The organism is Georgenia sunbinii, assembly GCF_036421875.1.
Lineage (GTDB): Bacteria > Actinomycetota > Actinomycetes > Actinomycetales > Actinomycetaceae > Georgenia_B > Georgenia_B sunbinii.
Genome location: NZ_JAZGOL010000006.1, coordinates 105,070 through 121,060 on the forward strand (window position 1 = coordinate 105,070; position 15,991 = coordinate 121,060).

Below are 15,991 nucleotides of genomic sequence, written 5' to 3' on the forward strand. Positions count from 1 at the left end.
CGGGACGTGCGCCAGCCGGAGCCAGCGTGGGTGCCCTCATGGCAGCAGGTCCCAATACTTGCGCCTCGCAGGCATGGCGTGGATAACCAGTTCCTCGCCGTTCTCGAAGACCAGCACGACGGTCTCCAGCAAACGTGCGTGCGTGTCAAAGCCAAGCCGCAGTTCGCGGTTCGGCCAGTCATCCTCCTCGAGGGGCTCGACCCACTGGGACCAGTCGGCTGCGTGGACCGCATCCTCGGGCGAGATGCCGTGTTTCAGTGCGCTGGCATGGACCCTCACGCCGCGAAGGCAGCCAGAGCGCGGCGGATTGCCTCGGAGCGTGACACGTGCTCCCTCTTCGCCAACTCGTCCACTGCCGCGAGCTCTTCGGCAGTGAGGCGCACAGCAACGACCTGCATCGGCTCAGCACCACGGCCAGGCCGACCGCGTCCGCGACGCTTCAAGCTCTCGACGTCGTAGCCAGCTTCAGCCTCGTCTGCCCACTTCTGGATCTGCTCGTCAGCGACCATGGCTCGATCGTATTACGAAAATTGGCTGTCGGGTAGAGGGCCGCAAGGCCATTCCCTGCCGGGGCGTCAGCAACTAAGCTCCCGGGCACGTATGCGCCGCAGCGAGTTCGGCTTACGGGGCAGCGCCCCCGCGATTGGTTCCCGGTAACGTACTCGTCGACGTTTGGACGGTGGCGAGCGCTGATATGCGACGCAGCTCGGCCAGATGTGAGTGCAAGGCCGCCCGGCCGGTATCGGTGAGGCTGAGCCAGGTACGACTGCGCGAGGCATGGCGGGTCTTGGCCGTGTGCAGGTAACCGACGTCGGTCAGGACCCTGACGTGCTTGCTGAGGACAGAGTCGCTGACCGAAAGCGACTCACGAACGGTGGCGAAATCCAGAGCGTCGACGGGCGCGAGCATTGCGCATATCTGCAGGCGGTTGGGGGCGTGGATGATGTCGTCGAAGGCCGGTCGGGTCACGACCGCCACCGACCTGTTCGCACGCGGCCACCCAGCAGCGCGTCGATGCGACGCTCGTTGGAGACGGTGGCGATGAAGGCGCCCACGCCGCCGCCGGCAAGTGCGAAGGGAACGCCGGCGAACTGCTGGAGGACGAAGGCGATGGCCAGTAGGCCGAAGACGATGACGTACCAGACCCCCATCCCCTGGGAGTAGCGGTCGACCGACACCCCCGTCGAGCGCTTCAGCCCTGCGAGCAGGGCGATGGCCGCCACGACCGCTCCGAGCACGATCAGGAGGCTAGAGGCGGTCTCGGCAGCGTCGCTGGGGTTGGTTTGGCCGACAACCAGGCCCATGCCGACGAACAGCGACGCCGTACACAGGGCCGCCCCGAGTCGGTACCACCAAGGTGCGACGACCTGAGCGGCGATGCGCTCCTGCGCACCAGTAAGGTCCTCGAGGGCGGCTCTGGCCTCGTCCGGAGTGACAGCGTCTCTACTTTCCATGACGGCAACTTGGCACCTACTTTCCATTGCGGCAAGTAGGGGTTGCGTCGCAGAAGGGATCCCCTTGCGGTAAGTCGCTGCATCGTCCGGTCTCGTTCAATTGAGGTCTCCTCCTCTTCAAAATCTACGTGCACCAAGGCGGCTGGGATGAAAGACTGCTGGTCGTGGTCTCACCCGACAGCTTTGTCTACCGAGTCATCGGAGACGACGTCCTCATCAGTCACCACGGCCGGCCCGCGACGACGCTGCGGGGCGCCACTGCCAAGCGGTTCCTGGCCGATGTTGAGGACGCCGACCCGCAGGAGCTCATGGCCAGACTGACCGGCAACTACAAGCATGGCAACGAGCGCACAGCCAAGAACCACCCGCGCAACAAGAGTCACTGACGCCGCCCCCGACCCTTCGCTGCAGCATCCCCGGCCGTCGATCCGGCTGAGGTACGCCAAACGCTCCGAGGCCCAGGCGGCGACTCGCTACCATCGCCGTTGTGAGAGAAGAGGTTGACTCGACCGGCCAGTGCGTGTTCTGCGGGATTGTCGCAGGGACGATTCCGTGCGCGAAAGTGGCCGAGGATGCGACGACGTTCGCCTTCATGGATATCGATCCGGGCTCGGACGGCCACCTGCTGGTAATCCCCAAGCGGCACAGCGCCGACCTTGTCGAGATCTCCGCCGACGACCTGGTTGCCACCACACTGGCTGCCCAGCGGATCGCCAAAGTCGCGCTCTCCGCACTCGGCGCCGACGGCGTCAACCTGCTCAACTGCTGCGGCGCCGAAGCCTGGCAGACCGTCTTCCACTTCCACCTGCACGTGATCCCGCGTTACCGCGACAAAGATAAGGACCGGCTGGAGCTACCGTTCGAGCCGGACATGCCGGCTGATGCTGTTGCCATCGCCGAGCGCGCCAGGGTGCTCGCCGCCTCGCTCTAGACTTCGTGCGCTCCTCAGACCGTAGGAGCGTCCTGCACTCTTGTTCACCGTCTTGCTCTTCCGTCACCGGAACGCACCGGGAGTGCGGGGGGCGTCGCGCGGAGCGTGACCGCTTCGGGATCCCCATCTGGCATGCGGTCCCTACAGTTGCAGGTGGAGGCGCAGTGCGTCGTCGAGGTGGGCCATGACGTCGGCGGGAGCTCGGCCGAGGACGGCGCCGAGCCGCTCGACTGCGATCGAGCGGACTTGCTCGGCCTGGGCCTTGGAGTCCTGCCGGAGGCCGGTCGCGGCTGCGGGCAGGAATGCCTGGAACGGGAAGATCCGCTCCGTGTTGCTGGTAACCGGCACCACTGTGATCACTCCGCGGCCGAGCCGCGCCGCGATCAAGTTCGCTCGGTCGTTGCTGACGATCACAGCCGGACGGCGATTGTTGGCCTCACTTCCACGAACGGGGTCCAGATCGACGAGCCGGATCTCACCGCGCAACATCAGCAATCCCGTCGGCCGCGGTCGTGCTCCACGCCGCCTGATCGCCTGAGGTTTCCCACTCCTGCCATGCGGCTTCGTAATCCTGTTCCAAGTCGGGCAGGCGCAGCATTCGCACTGCACGTTGCAACGCAGCCGATCTCGAGGGCAGGCCGGCGGTACGGGCGAACTCGTCGAGGATGGCCACATCCTCGTCTGGCAAACTGACGCTGAGTTTCATACCGCAATACTACCGTAGTGCTACCCGCTTCGGGTGCACCTTGGCCTGCGATGGGCACCCGAGCGTGGCATGTGGAACGCGTCCGGTGCAGCGGGCTGTTCTGCCGGGTCACCGGTAGCGCGGCGGCCCTTGCAGCTCGCAACGGGCAGGGCCTTGCTGGTGGGGTCGGGCGCCGAGCCTGATGCCCAAGCCGACCGCATTCCCGCGGCGGGATCGGGCCAATCTCATGGAGGTGCGCCATGAGCGCGCTGCATGTCGGGTACGCCCGATGCGCCACCGACCAACCGGTCCGTCGAGGTGTGGGCGGCATCGATTCCATTCGGCGACCAGTTCGTCTCAGCATTCACCATCGCGGAGATCGAGCGAGGAGTCATTGCCAAGGAGCGATCCCACGCTGAGCAAGGAGATGTACTGCGTCGCTGGTTCAACGAGAACGTCTTGCCCACGTTCGCCGGGCGGGTGCTGTCCTTTGACTTGCCGGCGGCCCGCATCCTCGCGGCCTATGGGTTTCCCCTCGTACCGTAGAGACATCGCCTTTGAGGGAGATGAGCGGCGATGAGCAGGCAGTATCGGAAGTTCGATGAGGACTTCAAGCAGGGTGCGGTGCGGTTGGTGACCGAGACGGGGAAGCCGATCGTGCAGGTGGCCAGGGATCTGGGTATCAACGAGGGGACGCTGGGTAACTGGTGTGCCAAGGCGCGTGCCGAGCGTGATGGCGGCAACGCGGGGCTGAGCGAGGACGAGCGTGCGGAGCTGGTCCGGTTGCGTAAGGAGAACGTCGAGCTGCGGATGCAGCGTGATGTCCTCAAACGCTCCACGGCCCTGTGGGTGGAAGAGGCGATGGGCCGGTAGCCGTGGCCACCTTCATCGTCACCCAGAGGGCCGAGCACCAGGTCCCCTACGCGGTCGCGTGCCGGGCGCTGGGGGTGTCCCAGCCGTGGTTCTACAAGTGGCGCCACGGCGACGCCTCGGCGGCCCACACCCGCCGCGAGCAGCTGAAGGTAGCGATCGGGCGGTGGTTCGCCAAGCACCATGGCACTTACGGCGCCCCGCGGATCACCGCCGACCTACGTGATGAGGGTTGGCAGGTCAGCGAGAACACCGTCGCTGCGCTGATGCGCGAACTGGGCCTGGCCGCTCGGCGCCCGCGGCGGCGCAAGCAGACCACCCGCCAGGGGCGGGGACGGTGGCGGGCACCGGACCTGATCGGCCGCGACTTCGCGACCAGCACGCTGAATCACAAGTGGTACGGCGACGGTACCGAGATCATCACCGACGAGGGCAAGCTCTACCTCGACAGCGTGCTGGACATGGGATCACGGCGGATCGTGGGGTTCGCGCTGGGCGAGCACCACGACGCCGCGTTGGCCACCGCGGCGCTACAGATGGCGGTCGCCGTGCGCGGCGGGCGCGACCAGGTCGCCGGCGTCATATGCCACACCGACCAGGGCAGTGAATTCACCGCCGGGGACTTCCGCAAGGCCTGCATCCGGTGCCAAATCCGCCAGTCCATGGGCCGGGTCGGCTCCGCGCTGGACAACGCGGTCATCGAGAGCTGGCACTCCACCGTAGAGTTCGAGCTCCGCGCCCTTGAGCACTTCGCGACCAAGGCCCAGGCACGGGTGCGCGTGGCTGTCTGGATCGAGGAGTACAACCACGACAGGCGCCACTCCGCGCTGGGCATGATCTCCCCGGTCGCCTACGAGCTGGCCCTGGCCGCGACGACTGACAAGGAGGCGGCGTAGATGAACACACTGCGGTCACCCCGTCGACCAGCGTGGCACCGTCCTCGCCGTGGTCAAGGCCATGCCCCTTCGGGGTGGGCCTGCGGCCCAGCCTTGACCACGGCTGCGAGCGGCACCGCGGAGCAAGGACGGGGGGAACCGCAGAAGAAACCGAGTCAGACAAAATCAGGTCTCTACAGTTTCAGGGGATTGCCACTATCGGGTTCCCGAGCATGCACCGTTCGACGACGCACTCATTGCGGCCGTCGCGGAGTCCGCCAAGATGACCGTAGTAACGCGGAACACCAGGCACTTCGAACCTCTCGGCGTCCCTTGCCTCAATCCCTGGGACACGACCGCGCCCAGCGACTGACCCAGCGCCCCACCCACATCCCGCCTGGGCAGCGGAAGCCGCCGTGGGGACCTCACACCACCAGCAGCTGCTCCTCGGTCACCGCCGCCGCGAGCGCCGTCGCGTCCGCCAGCGCCAGGTCGACGCCGACGTACCCCTGCTCGCCCGCCGCCGTCGTCACCGTGAGCGAGGCCAGCCCGAGGAGCCGCTGGATGAGGCTCTGCCGCACTTGCGCGCCGTTGATCCCGCGGACCTGCAGGACGTCGGTCCGGCGGTTGAAGAAGCCGCGCCGCAGGTAGAGGTAGTCCCCCGCCAGCCGGTGGCCGAGCGCCCGGTAGTAGCCCACGCCCGCGACCACGCTCACCGGCACCAGGACTGCCGGCACCAGCAGCAGTGCAGTCGACCACCAGCCGGCGGCGGCCCCCGCGGCGAGCACCCCGGCGAGCACCGCCGTCGCCAGCAGGTAGCGGACGACGGCGCGGCGGCGGGCGGCCGGCGGGTGCGCGACGAGCGGGCCGCCGGGCGGCAGGAAGGCGTCGTCGAGCACGGCGTCGTCGAGCAGGGTGTTGCTCACCCGGATCGCGACGTCGCGGGTGGTCGTCGGCAGCAGCGCCGCGGTCTCGGACATCATCTGCTGGAGGCTCACCCCCGTCATCACCGGCAGCACGCGGGCGCCGCGCAGGAGCCGCATGGTGACCGACTGGCTGACCGTCACGCCGCGCAGCCGTTCCTGGTCGGCGGTGAAGGACCGGGTGGTGAGCAGCCCGCGGGTGGCGAGGAAGCGACCGCCGGGCTCGCGCACGAGACGGAAGCCCCACCAGGCCTCGGTGAACACCACCGCGCCGGCCACCGCCCCGATGACGACGGCGAGCACCACGGTCGCGGCCGCCCACGCACCCCACGGCACCTGGTCGACGAGCGAGCTGATCCGGTCCCCGACCCACTCCTCCTGGCCGAACAGCGACACCAGCCCATAGGTGGAACCGACGACGCTCAGCGGCCCGGCGACGAGCCACGCACCCACCATGGCGAACACCACCCAGCGCCACCGCACCGTCTGGACGACGTCGCCGGACGCACCGGCCAGCCGGGGGTCAACCTCGGACGTGACGTCCGGCCCGGCCGCCTGGAGCAGCTGGTGCCTCATCTGCAGCGCCACCCGCCGGGGCAGCCCGTCAAGGACGACGGTGCCGCTGCCGCTGCCGGTGCCGGTGAACGCGTTGCCGCCGGTGCCCACCCGCAGCACCGCCAGGCCGAACAGCCGGCTGGTCAGCGGGGCCGTGATGTCCACGGTGCGGATGCGGTGCAGCGGCACGCGGTTGCTCTTGCGGACCAGCAGCCCGGTGGTGTGCCGCAGCTCCTCGGGGGTGAGCCGGTACCGGACCTTGAGGTAGTTCAGCGCCTGGTTGAGCGGGCTGAGCACCGCGAGCGCGGCCAGCGCGATCACGGTGTACCGGGCGACGTCGTTGTCGGTGTTGAAGAACCACCAGCCGGCCGCTGCCGGCACCAGCCGCACGAGCATCCGCAGCAGCGCGGCCGGCACGATGCGCGCGTCGAGCCGCCGCCAGGGCACCGTCGGCACGTCCGCCTCCGCCGCCTCCTGCGGCGACGACGAGACGGTCATGTGGCGTCCCCCCGCGTCCGGGCGACAGCGTCGGTCAGCTGCCCGACGAGCTGCTCGGCGACGTCGGCGTCGAGCCCCTGGATGACGACGGCGCCCGACGCGGACCCGGTCGTCACCGACACCGCAGCCAGGCCGAGCACCCGGTGGAGCACGTTGCGCTTGGCCTCGACGGTCTGCACCCGCGACAGCGGGGCGATTCGCCACTCGCGCCCCAGCCACCCGGTGCGCGAGTACACCGCGGTCCCGGTCGCCTCCCACCGGTGGGTGCGGTAGCGCAGCCACGGCGCGACGACGACGCCGGGCACCAGCAGCACCGCCAGCGCCGCCGCCACGAGGAGCAGCCACGTCCGGCCCGGCTCCCACGCCAGCGCCGGCCCGACCGTCACCGCGAGCGCCACGACCAGCACCGACGCGCGCGACACCAGCCAGTAGGTGCGGGCCGCCGGGGCGACGCGGTGACGGGGCGGCCGGGGTGCCCCGTCGGCGGGCAGTACGCCCTCCGGCTCGGCGGACGGCGACTGCGCGGGCGCGGGGTCTAGCACGAGCTCTCTCCTCTGGTCGGGGTCGCCCTCAGCGTACGGACCGCCTTCTGCCCCGCCATCCGCCGCGAGGTTGGGAGCGCCTCCACCTCGATGCTGATGCCCCGGCGTCAGTCCCGTGCCCCCTGATCCTCGTTCACGGGTTGATGGATTATCGCGTACACCTCTGCGGCCACCCAGAGATGGCGACCACTGATCGACCCCACCTTGGCCAGCCACCCTCGGTGCACGGCGTCCAGGACAAGGTTCCGGGCACCTTGGTTCGTCAACCCTGACGCCTCCTGGACGGCGGCGACAGTAACGACCGGGTTCTTGAAGATGAGGTCGGCAACGACGGACAGTCGCGCCCGTGAGGTGGCCGCCTCCGCCAGGTACTCCTCTCGCTTCTGGACGAGCATGCGCGCGCGAGCTGAGCCATCCTGGGCTTGCTTGTTGATGGCGGTCAGGAAGAACTGAAGCCACGCTTAGTTGGTTCGCCACGTGAGACTCCAACCCCACTTGCACCCTCTCCGCAAACTCCAACTTCCGCCGGTCGAGACTTGGATCGCACGGCTGGCCCGTCGACGCGAGCACCGTGGCCTCCGCGAGCGCGAGGTCCGCCGTCGCTTGTAACGATTCGCCAGGTAATCATCGACAGCGCGGCGGCTCAGTTGCGAGGGGGACGGCCGACAACCCAGGATGATGCGGCGTCAGGTCTCGTAGCTGTCGAGTCGCGCGATCTTCGCAGCGGAGGGCGATGCCGGGTCGAAGTGGTGCCGGAGCCACTCCTGGACGAGCTTGCGGGCGAGTTCCAGACCGATCACCCGCTGGCCGAGGCACAGCACCTGCGCGTTGTTGGACAGCACGGACCGTTCGACGGAGTAGCTGTCATGTGCGGTCACGGCGCGTACGCCCGCGACCTTGTTGGCGGCGATCGCCACCCCCAGGCCGGTGCCGCACACGAGCAGGGCGCGGTCGACATCGCCTGCGGCGACCTTCCGTGCTGCCGCCACCGCGATGTCCGGGTACGGGGTGTGCTCACCGGCGGCCACCCCCACGTCGAGGACCGCTGTCACGCGATCATCCGCCTCGAGGACGTCGCGCAGAGCTTCCTTGTACTGAAGCCCGGCGTCGTCACTGCCGAGCGCGATCCGCAGCTGTTCCATCTCGTCTAGTCCTCCCCTGTTGGCGAGCCGATGACAGCGGAGAGCACGAGGGCGAGGGAGGTCGCGCCCGGATCGGCGTGCCCGACGCTACGGTCCGCGAGCGGCCGCGCCCGGCCCGTGCGTGGGCGGAGCTCGGCGGTCGCCCCGGCGGCTGCACGCGCAGCAGCCGCCGCCCGTGACCACGCAGTCGCGAGGTCCCGGGCCGGATCGGCGAGCAGCGCCGCGTGGAAGGGCACAAGGGCGTCCAGCAACGTCTTGTCACCGACCTCGGCCCTGCCGATCCGGCGGACCGCGCCGATCGCAGCCGCGACTGCCTCCGCGGCGCCGCGGACCGGGTCGAGCTCCCAGTCGTCCCACTGCTCACCGCCGGCCGGAAGCGTCTGGCCCGCAGCTTCCAGCATGGCCCCCCACAGGACCCCCGACGTCCCGCCGGCCCGGCCGGCCCATGCCTTACCCGCTTGGACCAGGGTGTCGCCGGGATCCGCACCTGCAGCGACCGCTTCTGCCGCAGCGAGGTGTGCGGCCGTGAGCCCACGCACCATTCCTCGACCGTGGTCGCCGTCCCCCGCCACTGCGTCGAGCCGGCCCAGCTCGTCCTCGACGCTCCGGACCTCCCGGTCCGCCGCCTCGACGGCAGCCAGCACCCGGACGGCTCTGCGTCCCGGCCCCGGCCGCAGCTGGACGGGGGACACCGGGACATCGACGCGGTCGCTGACCGCAGCACGGTCGGGCACGACGGCGTGCGTCACGCTGCCCGCAGCCGCAGCCGCAGCCGCAGCCGCATCCGGCGGCCGTGCTGCCGAACCCTTGCGGTAGGCGGGCGCAGCCGCCGGAGCTCGCCACAGCGGCTCCAGCTCGTCGTCGAGCCACATGAGGGTCAGCGAGCAGCCAGCCATGTCGAGGCTCGTGACCAGCTCGCCGACCTCTGGCTCCACGACGGTCAGCCCCTTCTCGCGCACCAGTTGTGACACGGTCGCCCACACGACGAAGAGCTCCTCGTACTTCGTGCGGCCCAAGCCGTTGAGCACGGCAGCGACGCGACCGTTGGAGCTCGTCGGGGCCTCGGCGAGGACGCGGTCGGCGAGCAGCCGACCGAGCCCGCGCGCGCTGGGCATCTCGACCTCGCCGATGCCCGGCTCGCCGTGGATCCCCACACCGATCCCCATATGTCCTTCGCGGACCGTAAAGAGTGGCGACGCGCTGCCCGGCAGCGTGCACCCGTCGAAGGCGACGCCGAGGGTGCGAGTGCGGTCGTTCGCGTGCCGGGCGATCCGTTCGACGGCGTCGAGGTCATCGCCACGTTCTGCTGCGGCGGCGGCTGCCTTGAACACGGTGAGATTGCCCGCGATGCCGCGGCGCTGGTCCTCCTGCCCGACAGGTGCACTGGCGATGTCGTCGGTCACGACGACGTAGCGGGCGTCGATCCCCTCGTCGGCGAGCCGGTCGAGAGCCATCGTGAAGTTCATGACGTCGCCCGCGTAGTTGCCGGTGAGCAGGAGGACGCCGCCGCCGGCGTCCGCGTGCCGCGCGACCTCCGCCGCATCCGCGGCGGACGGCGACGTGAAAACGTTGCCGACGACCGCACCGTCCGCCATGCCTTCACCCACGAGCCCGCAGAAGGCGGGGTAGTGGCCGGAGCCGCCGCCGACGATGACGGCGACCTTCCTCGGTCGGGTGGGCCGGAGCCGGACGACTCCTCCGGGTACCGGGCGGACCTCGTCAGCATGCGCATCGATGAAACCCCGGAGGGCGTCCTCGGCGAACCCGGCCGGATCGTCGTGGAGCGTGGTCATCGGTCCTCCTCGCCGCCCGCCAGTAGCGTGGTCACCACCGAGTCGTCGGCGGCGCCCATGCCGTGTGCCCGGCCGATGCGGTACAGCTGCTCGGCGGCGGCGGCCACCGGGATCGCCACCTGGCTGCCGTGGGCGAGGTGCGCGACGATCCCCATGTCCTTGGCGATGACGTCGAGCCGGGAGGTCAGCGGCGGTTCCTCCCCGCGGAGCTGCTGGGCCATCCGCGGCCCGCGGTCGGCCAGCATGAAGGAGGCCGCCGCACCCCTGCCGAGCACCTCGATCGTGCGGTCCAGGTCCAGCCCGAGCGCGTGGGCCAGCGCCAGCGCCTCCGCCGCTGCGGCGGTGTGGATCCCGCACAACAGCTGGTTGACGGTCTTCAGCTGCTGCCCGTCCCCCACCCGCGGGCCGACGACGACGAGCGACGACGCCAGCGCGTCCAGCACCGGCCGGGACCGCTCCAGCGCCTCGTCCGGCGCCCCGACGACGATCAGCAGGTCACCCTCACCGGCACGCACCGGGCCGCCACTCACCGGCGCGTCGACGAGCGACACCTCGTGCGCCGCCAGCCGGTCGGCGACGGACACCGCAGCGTCCGCCCCCACCGTCGAGGTCAGCACGACCACTGCACCGGGTCGCAGGGTGGCGGCCACCCCGGCCGGCCCGAACAGCACGTCCTCCAGCTGGCCGGCGTGCCGCACGCTGATGACCACCGCGTCCGCGGCGGCACTGGCGCCGGCGGCCGTCGCCGCCACGTCGACCCCGGCGCCGGCGGCCAGCTGCCGCCGCTGCGCGCTCACGTCGAACCCGGTGACCCGGTGCTGCTGGGCGAGCCGGGTCGCCATCGGCAGCCCCATCGCGCCCAGCCCGAGCACGGCCACGATCCGCTGGTTCCCGGTCATTCGTCACCTCTTCCTGTCAGCAGCTCTCCGGTGGCAGCGGCGAGCAGCCGGCGGACGTAGCGGTGGTTCTCCGCCATCACCGCCAGCCCGTCCCCGCCGTAGTGCTCGACGCAGACCGGGCCGGTGAAGCCGGCCTCGACGGCGACCCGGAACGCGGCGCGGTAGTTCATCGACCCGGCGTACATCGGTGCCGGCACGGTGTGGGTGCCACCGGACATCGGGTCGAAGCTGCGGTAGTAGCTCTTCACGTGCCAGTAGTTCGTCACCGGCAGGCACCGCTCGACCGCCTCGAGGAACGGCTCGACCTGCCGGTGGAGCCGGAACAGGTTGCCCAGGTCCGGGTTGAGGCCCACCGCGGGGTGATCGATGTCCTGCAGCAGCCGGACCGCGGACTCCGAGGAGCCCAGCAGTGTGTCCTCGTACATCTCCAGCGAGAGCACCAGGCCCACGGACCGGGCGTGCTCCGCCAGCTCCCGCAGCCGTTGGACCGCGAGCCGCCAGGTCTCGGGCGAGTCGTTGTCGCGCGGGCCGTCGACCGTCCAGAACCACAGCGCCGCCTGCTGCGCCAGGGTCAGCGGGCGGTGGAGCCCGACGCTGACGACGGAGCAGCCCAGCTCGGCGGCGGCGTCGATGGTCCGGTGGGAGTAGGCGAGGTTCTCCTCCCCCACCTTCGGGTCGATGACGCTGCGGCGGATGGCGGACACCGCCTCGGGCCGCAGCGCCGCGTCGTCGACGACCGCCGCCAGCTCGGCGAGCCGCGCCGGCTCCAGGTCCCCCACCCGGAGCCACGAGTCGGTGACGTCGATGGTGTCGAAGCCCTCGGCCGCCACCTCGGCGAGCTGGGCCCGCCACCGGCTGGACGAGGCGTCGTGGGAGGCCGGGAACGGCAGCATCGCGGCTGCCACCGGCCAGGTGGCGGACGTCGGACGTGGTGCGGTCATCGTTGCCTCTTCTCGTGCCGGACGGTCACCGACATCAGCCGGGCGTCCTCGCCGGCGACGTCGTGCACCTCGCCGGTGAGGGTGAGCGGCCGGCTCGCCAGCAGCTCCGCGCTGGACCTGCCCAGCGACACGGTCACCTGCCCCGGCCCGACGGCGCGCCGCCGGTCCGCGCCGGTGTGGGCCAGCCGGGCGGTGGGGACCCGCACCTCGACGTCGGCCGTCGCGCCCGGTTCCAGCGCCACCCGCGCGAAGCCCAGCAGCTGGACCGTCGGCCGGGTGACGCCGCGGGCGACCGTCTGGGCATAGACCTGGACGACGTCCGCCCCCGCCCGCCACCCCACGTTGGTCACCCGGACCCGGGCGGTGACCGTGCCCGTGGTCGGCACCTGCGGCTCGGCCAGGTAGAACTCGCTGTGCTCGAACGCGGTGTAGGACAGGCCGTGGCCGAAGGCGGCGGTCGGCCGGGTGTCGAGGTTGCTCACCGAGCTCGCGCCCCCCAGCGGCGGGTGCAGGTAGCTGTAGGGCTGCCCACCGGGCGAGCCCGGCAGCGACAGCGGCAGGCGCCCCGACGGGTTGACCCGGCCGGTGAGCACGCCGGCGAGCGCGCGGGCGCCCTCCTGCCCGGGGAAGAAGGCCTGCACGACGGCGGCGCACCGGTCGGTGGCCCAGCCGACGGCGTAGGGCCGGCCGGTGACCAGCACCAGCACCACCGGCTTGCCGAGCTCGAGCAGCTGCTCGACGAGCTGTCGCTGCACGCCGGGCAGCTCGAGGGAGTCCGCGTCGCAGCCCTCCCCCGACGTGCCGCGTCCGAACATCCCGGCGAGGTCGCCCATCACCGCGACGATGACGTCGGCCTGCTCCGCCGCGGCGAGCGCGCCGGCGAACCCGCCGGTGCCCTCCCCTCGCACGTCGCACCCCGGGGCGTAGCGCACCCGGTCCGCGCCGAGCTCCTCGACGAGCGCCTCCCGGATGGTGGTGACGTCAAGCCCGATGTCGACATCGGGATGCCGGGCAAGGACGTGGTTGGCAAAGCTGTAGCAGCCGAAGAGCGCGTTCACCGAGTCGGCGTTGGGGCCGACGAGCGCAACGGTGCGCGCCTGGAGGGGCAGCGTGCCGTCGTTCGTCACGAGCACGACCGACTCCTCGGCGATGCGCGTGGCGAGGGCGCGGTTCGCGGGCGGGTCCAGGTAGACCTCGCCGGCGACGACCGGGTCGTAGGTGGGCTCGAGCAGCCCTAGCTCGCGCTTCTGGCGGAGCACCCGGCGCACCGCACGGTCGACGTACGCCTCGTCGACCTCGCCGGACCGCACCAGCGCCGCGAGCGGTTCCAGGTAGCCGGCGCCGGTGGGCAGCTCGACGTCGACGCCGGCGACCAGCGCCTGCGCCGCAGCGTCCCCGAGGTCCGTCGCCGACCGGTGCAGGGTGTGCAGGAAGGCCACCCCGAAGTAGTCCGCCACCACGGTGCCGGTGAAGCCCCACTCGTCACGGAGCAGGTCGGTGAGCAGCGTGGCGTCGCCGGCGACCGGCACGCCGTCGATCTCGTTGTACGAGCTCATCACCGAGCCCGCGCCGCCGTCGCGCACCGCCATCTCGAACGGCGGCAGCAGGACGTCGGCCACCTCCCGCGTGCCAGCGTGGACCGGCGCCAGGTTCCGGCCGGCCCTGGACCCGGAGTAGCCCACGAAGTGCTTGAGGGTGGCGACCACCCCGGCGTCCTGCATCCCGCGGACGTACGCGGTGCCGAGCTCCCCCACGAGGTACGGGTCCTCCGAGATGCACTCCTCCACGCGCCCCCACCGCGCGTCGCGGACGACGTCGAGCACCGGCGCGAGGCCCTGGTGGACGCCCAGCGAGCGCATCGAGTCGCCGATCGCCCGCCCCATCTCGGCGACCAGCTCGGGGTCGAAGGTGGCGCCCCACGCCGGCGGCGCCGGGAACGTCGTCGCCTGCCACGTCGCCAGCCCGGTGAGGCACTCCTCGTGGACCAGCGCGGGGATCCCCAGCCGGGTGCTGGTCAGCAACCACTGCTGCTTGCCGACCAGCGCCCGCGCCTGCTCGACCGGGTCGACCGGCCGGGTCCCGAACACCCGGGTGAGGTGGCCCAGCCCGTGGCTGGCGAACTCCTCGAGCCGGTCGACCTCGGACTGCATGGCGTCCTGCATCGGGGCGACCTCGCCGCCGCCGTCTCCCCCTCTGCCCTCCCACAGGCCCACGAGCTGTGCCAGCTTCTCCTCGAGGGTCATCTCCGCCAGCAGCTCGTCGTCGCTGAGGCCGCTGGCCAGGCTCGGCGCCCGGTGCGTCGTCGTCGCATCATTCCTTGGCATCGTCATCGGGCCACGTCCACGATGAACCGGCTCCACGACGCCGGCGGCAGCTCCGAGAGGAGCACGCCCTCCTCGAGGTCCACCTGCTGCGCCCGGAGGCGCACCCGGTCGGGGTCCTCCTGCGTGTTGGCCGCGGCGAAGTCGGCGTCGTGCAGGACGACGGCGTCGACGGTGCCCACCAGGGAGAACTCGGCCAGGTCCACCCGCAGCCGTGCCGGCGACACCGGGCTGCGGTTGACGGCGAACAGGACGAGCGTGCCGGTCGCGTCGTCGTACGTCGCCACGCAGTCGAGCGTCGCAACCTCGCCGTACTGCTCGGTCGACATCGTCGGCGCGGTGATGCGCGGCAGCATCACCTGCCCCCTGGCGTGGCGGGCCATCTCCGCGAAGGGGTGAAAGGTCGCCTGCCGCCAGCTCGGACCGTCCGGCTCAGCACGGATGGGGCTGATCGTGTTGACCAGCTGCGCCAGGCAGGCAGCGGTCACCCGGTCGCCGTGGCGGAGCAGGGTGATGAGCAGCGAGCCGACGACGACGGCGTCGACGACGGTGTAGTCGTTCTCGCTCAGCCGCGGCGCGACCGCCCAGTCCTCCGGCACCTCGAGCTCACGCTGGTACCAGACGTTCCACTCGTCGAAGGAGATCTTCATCGTCTTGGACGAGTTGAGCCGGGCACCGACGTGGTCCGCGGTCGCCGTAACATCGGCGATGAAGGTGGCCATGTCGACCGACGAGGCGAGGAAGCTCGCGTAGTCGTCGCCGACGCACTGGTAGTAGGCGTGGGCGGAGATGAAGTCGACCAGCTCGTAGGTGTGCTCGAGGACCGTCGCCTCCCAGGCGCCAAAGGTCGCCATCCCCCGCCCGGAGCTGCCGCAGGCCACCAGCTCCAGGCCGGGGTCGAACTGGCGCATCGCCCGCGCGGTCTCGGCCGCCAGCCGGCCATACTCCTCGGCCGTCTTGTGGCCCAGCTGCCACGGCCCGTCCATCTCGTTGCCGAGGCACCAGACCCGCACGTCGTGCGGGTCTGGCACGCCGTGGGCGATCCGCTGGTCCGCGAGCGCGGTGCCCGCGGGGTGGTTGGTGTACTCCAGGAGGTCGAGGGCCTCCTGGATCCCGCGGGTGCCGAGGTTGAGCGCCATCATCGGCTCGACGTCGGCCAGCTTCGCCCAGGCCATGAACTCGTTGAGGCCGAACTCGTTGGTCTCGGTGGACCGCCACGCGTAGTCGAGCCTCGTGGGCCGTTCCTCGACCGGCCCGACGCCGTCCTCCCACCGGTACCCGGAGACGAAGTTGCCCCCCGGGTACCGCACCAGGGTGACCCCCAGCTCTCGCACGAGCGCCAGCACGTCCTGCCGGAACCCGTTCTCGTCGGCCTCCACGTGCCCCGGCTCGAAGATGCCGGTGTAGACGCACCGCCCCATGTGTTCCACAAAGGAACCGAAGACGCGTCGGTTCACGGGTGCGACGACGTCGTCGGCATGCAGGTTAACGAAGGTGTCGAGCATGTACTGACCTTTCCGAGGATGCGGCGCCGGTACGCTCACGCACCGTTGCTCCCAATC

Annotated in this window: 20 protein-coding genes and 1 pseudogene; 6 read left to right on the forward strand and 15 right to left on the reverse strand. The window is 70.8% G+C overall.

Translation table 11 applies throughout. From position 1 onward, the window contains the following. Positions 1-36: 36 nt before the first annotated feature. The 4 genes from V2J52_RS14615 to V2J52_RS14630 all read right to left on the reverse strand — a co-directional run bounded on the left by V2J52_RS14615 (position 37) and on the right by V2J52_RS14630 (position 1,454). The gene (locus V2J52_RS14615) at positions 37-279 is read right to left on the reverse strand and encodes a toxin (protein WP_331228463.1); all 243 of its coding nucleotides are present in this window, start codon (positions 277-279) and stop codon (positions 37-39) included. Next, positions 276-509, reverse strand: a complete 234-nt coding sequence (locus tag V2J52_RS14620; protein ID WP_331228464.1) for a ribbon-helix-helix domain-containing protein — start codon at positions 507-509, stop codon at positions 276-278. The genes V2J52_RS14615 and V2J52_RS14620 overlap by 4 nt, the downstream gene beginning before the upstream one ends. Before the next feature lie 112 nt (positions 510-621). After that, positions 622-969: a transcriptional regulator gene (locus V2J52_RS14625; RefSeq protein WP_331228465.1), complete on the reverse strand. Its 348-nt coding sequence runs from the start codon at positions 967-969 to the stop codon at positions 622-624. Then, on the reverse strand, positions 966-1,454 hold the full coding sequence (locus V2J52_RS14630) for a hypothetical protein (RefSeq protein ID WP_331228466.1): 489 nt from the start codon (positions 1,452-1,454) through the stop codon (positions 966-968). The genes V2J52_RS14625 and V2J52_RS14630 overlap by 4 nt, the downstream gene beginning before the upstream one ends. Positions 1,455-1,618: 164 nt before the next feature. On the opposite strand from V2J52_RS14630, the gene V2J52_RS14635 reads away from it, so the two are divergent. Together V2J52_RS14635 and V2J52_RS14640 are read left to right on the forward strand one after the other, a co-directional pair. Next, on the forward strand, positions 1,619-1,840 hold the full coding sequence (locus V2J52_RS14635; RefSeq protein WP_331228467.1) for a hypothetical protein: 222 nt from the start codon (positions 1,619-1,621) through the stop codon (positions 1,838-1,840). A 101-nt stretch (positions 1,841-1,941) separates the two neighbouring features. Beyond that, positions 1,942-2,385, forward strand: coding sequence for an HIT family protein (locus tag V2J52_RS14640; RefSeq protein ID WP_331228468.1), 444 nt, complete (start codon positions 1,942-1,944; stop codon positions 2,383-2,385). Positions 2,386-2,526: 141 nt separating this feature from the next. Here V2J52_RS14640 and V2J52_RS14645 read toward each other — a convergent pair whose 3' ends face one another. Both V2J52_RS14645 and V2J52_RS14650 read right to left on the reverse strand, forming a co-directional pair. After that, complete coding sequence (locus tag V2J52_RS14645; RefSeq protein WP_331228469.1) at positions 2,527-2,874, reverse strand: type II toxin-antitoxin system PemK/MazF family toxin; 348 nt, start codon at positions 2,872-2,874, stop codon at positions 2,527-2,529. Next, entirely contained in the window at positions 2,861-3,091 is a 231-nt protein-coding gene (locus V2J52_RS14650) for a ribbon-helix-helix domain-containing protein (protein WP_331228470.1), read from the reverse strand. Before V2J52_RS14650 ends, V2J52_RS14645 begins: the two co-directional genes overlap by 14 nt. A 252-nt stretch (positions 3,092-3,343) precedes the next feature. Here V2J52_RS14650 and V2J52_RS14655 point away from each other — a divergent pair, with 252 nt between their 5' ends. From V2J52_RS14655 to V2J52_RS17140, 4 genes and pseudogenes are all read left to right on the forward strand, one after another. Then, positions 3,344-3,616, forward strand: coding sequence for a PIN domain-containing protein (locus V2J52_RS14655; RefSeq protein ID WP_331228471.1), 273 nt, complete (start codon positions 3,344-3,346; stop codon positions 3,614-3,616). Between the two features lie 30 nt (positions 3,617-3,646). Continuing rightward, on the forward strand, positions 3,647-3,943 hold the full coding sequence (locus tag V2J52_RS14660) for a transposase (RefSeq protein WP_331228472.1): 297 nt from the start codon (positions 3,647-3,649) through the stop codon (positions 3,941-3,943). A 2-nt stretch (positions 3,944-3,945) separates the two neighbouring features. Next, the gene (locus tag V2J52_RS14665) at positions 3,946-4,836 is read left to right on the forward strand and encodes an IS3 family transposase (protein WP_331228473.1); all 891 of its coding nucleotides are present in this window, start codon (positions 3,946-3,948) and stop codon (positions 4,834-4,836) included. A gap of 196 nt (positions 4,837-5,032) precedes the next feature. Continuing rightward, a pseudogene (locus V2J52_RS17140) lies at positions 5,033-5,188 on the forward strand (VapC toxin family PIN domain ribonuclease); the annotation flags it as partial. A 52-nt stretch (positions 5,189-5,240) separates the two neighbouring features. Here the strand turns inward: V2J52_RS17140 and V2J52_RS14670 are convergent. The 9 genes from V2J52_RS14670 to arfA form a co-directional block, all read right to left on the reverse strand. Next, positions 5,241-6,791 (reverse strand): PH domain-containing protein, encoded by a 1,551-nt coding sequence (locus tag V2J52_RS14670; RefSeq protein ID WP_331228474.1) that lies wholly within the window; start codon positions 6,789-6,791, stop codon positions 5,241-5,243. Further along, complete coding sequence (locus V2J52_RS14675) at positions 6,788-7,333, reverse strand: PH domain-containing protein (RefSeq protein WP_331228475.1); 546 nt, start codon at positions 7,331-7,333, stop codon at positions 6,788-6,790. Before V2J52_RS14675 ends, V2J52_RS14670 begins: the two co-directional genes overlap by 4 nt. Positions 7,334-7,440: 107 nt before the next feature. Further along, positions 7,441-7,728: a hypothetical protein gene (locus tag V2J52_RS14680; RefSeq protein WP_331228476.1), complete on the reverse strand. Its 288-nt coding sequence runs from the start codon at positions 7,726-7,728 to the stop codon at positions 7,441-7,443. A gap of 291 nt (positions 7,729-8,019) precedes the next feature. Further along, positions 8,020-8,475 carry a ribose-5-phosphate isomerase gene (locus V2J52_RS14685; RefSeq protein WP_331228477.1) on the reverse strand — a complete coding sequence of 152 codons (456 nt, stop codon included), beginning with the start codon at positions 8,473-8,475 and terminating at the stop codon, positions 8,020-8,022. A 5-nt stretch (positions 8,476-8,480) separates the two neighbouring features. After that, on the reverse strand, positions 8,481-10,268 hold the full coding sequence (locus V2J52_RS14690) for a dihydroxyacetone kinase family protein (protein WP_331228478.1): 1,788 nt from the start codon (positions 10,266-10,268) through the stop codon (positions 8,481-8,483). After that, positions 10,265-11,167 (reverse strand): NAD(P)-dependent oxidoreductase, encoded by a 903-nt coding sequence (locus V2J52_RS14695; RefSeq protein WP_331228479.1) that lies wholly within the window; start codon positions 11,165-11,167, stop codon positions 10,265-10,267. The genes V2J52_RS14690 and V2J52_RS14695 overlap by 4 nt, the downstream gene beginning before the upstream one ends. Next, positions 11,164-12,108, reverse strand: coding sequence for a sugar phosphate isomerase/epimerase family protein (locus V2J52_RS14700; RefSeq protein WP_331228480.1), 945 nt, complete (start codon positions 12,106-12,108; stop codon positions 11,164-11,166). The genes V2J52_RS14695 and V2J52_RS14700 overlap by 4 nt, the downstream gene beginning before the upstream one ends. Continuing rightward, positions 12,105-14,438 (reverse strand): beta-xylosidase/alpha-l-arabinosidase, encoded by a 2,334-nt coding sequence (locus V2J52_RS14705; RefSeq protein ID WP_491062138.1) that lies wholly within the window; start codon positions 14,436-14,438, stop codon positions 12,105-12,107. Before V2J52_RS14705 ends, V2J52_RS14700 begins: the two co-directional genes overlap by 4 nt. Further along, entirely contained in the window at positions 14,435-15,934 is a 1,500-nt protein-coding gene (arfA, locus tag V2J52_RS14710) for an arabinosylfuranosidase ArfA (RefSeq protein ID WP_331228481.1), read from the reverse strand. Before arfA ends, V2J52_RS14705 begins: the two co-directional genes overlap by 4 nt. Positions 15,935-15,991 lie beyond the last annotated feature (57 nt).

Bases quoted from the DNA above. Each gene is read 5' to 3' on its own strand.
- V2J52_RS14620 (WP_331228464.1), bottom strand. From the start codon at position 509: ATGGTCGCTGACGAGCAGATCCAGAAGTGGGCAGACGAGGCTGAAGCT.
- V2J52_RS14630 (WP_331228466.1), bottom strand. From the start codon at position 1,454: ATGGAAAGTAGAGACGCTGTCACTCCGGACGAGGCCAGAGCCGCCCTC.
- V2J52_RS14645 (WP_331228469.1), bottom strand. From the start codon at position 2,874: ATGTTGCGCGGTGAGATCCGGCTCGTCGATCTGGACCCCGTTCGTGGA.
- V2J52_RS14650 (WP_331228470.1), bottom strand. From the start codon at position 3,091: ATGAAACTCAGCGTCAGTTTGCCAGACGAGGATGTGGCCATCCTCGAC.
- V2J52_RS14655 (WP_331228471.1), top strand. From the start codon at position 3,344: ATGTCGGGTACGCCCGATGCGCCACCGACCAACCGGTCCGTCGAGGTG.
- V2J52_RS14660 (WP_331228472.1), top strand. From the start codon at position 3,647: ATGAGCAGGCAGTATCGGAAGTTCGATGAGGACTTCAAGCAGGGTGCG.
- V2J52_RS14670 (WP_331228474.1), bottom strand. From the start codon at position 6,791: ATGACCGTCTCGTCGTCGCCGCAGGAGGCGGCGGAGGCGGACGTGCCG.
- V2J52_RS14680 (WP_331228476.1), bottom strand. From the start codon at position 7,728: ATGCTCGTCCAGAAGCGAGAGGAGTACCTGGCGGAGGCGGCCACCTCA.
- V2J52_RS14685 (WP_331228477.1), bottom strand. From the start codon at position 8,475: ATGGAACAGCTGCGGATCGCGCTCGGCAGTGACGACGCCGGGCTTCAG.
- V2J52_RS14690 (WP_331228478.1), bottom strand. From the start codon at position 10,268: ATGACCACGCTCCACGACGATCCGGCCGGGTTCGCCGAGGACGCCCTC.
- V2J52_RS14695 (WP_331228479.1), bottom strand. From the start codon at position 11,167: ATGACCGGGAACCAGCGGATCGTGGCCGTGCTCGGGCTGGGCGCGATG.
- V2J52_RS14700 (WP_331228480.1), bottom strand. From the start codon at position 12,108: ATGACCGCACCACGTCCGACGTCCGCCACCTGGCCGGTGGCAGCCGCG.
- V2J52_RS14705 (WP_491062138.1), bottom strand. From the start codon at position 14,438: ATGACGATGCCAAGGAATGATGCGACGACGACGCACCGGGCGCCGAGC.
- arfA (WP_331228481.1), bottom strand. From the start codon at position 15,934: ATGCTCGACACCTTCGTTAACCTGCATGCCGACGACGTCGTCGCACCC.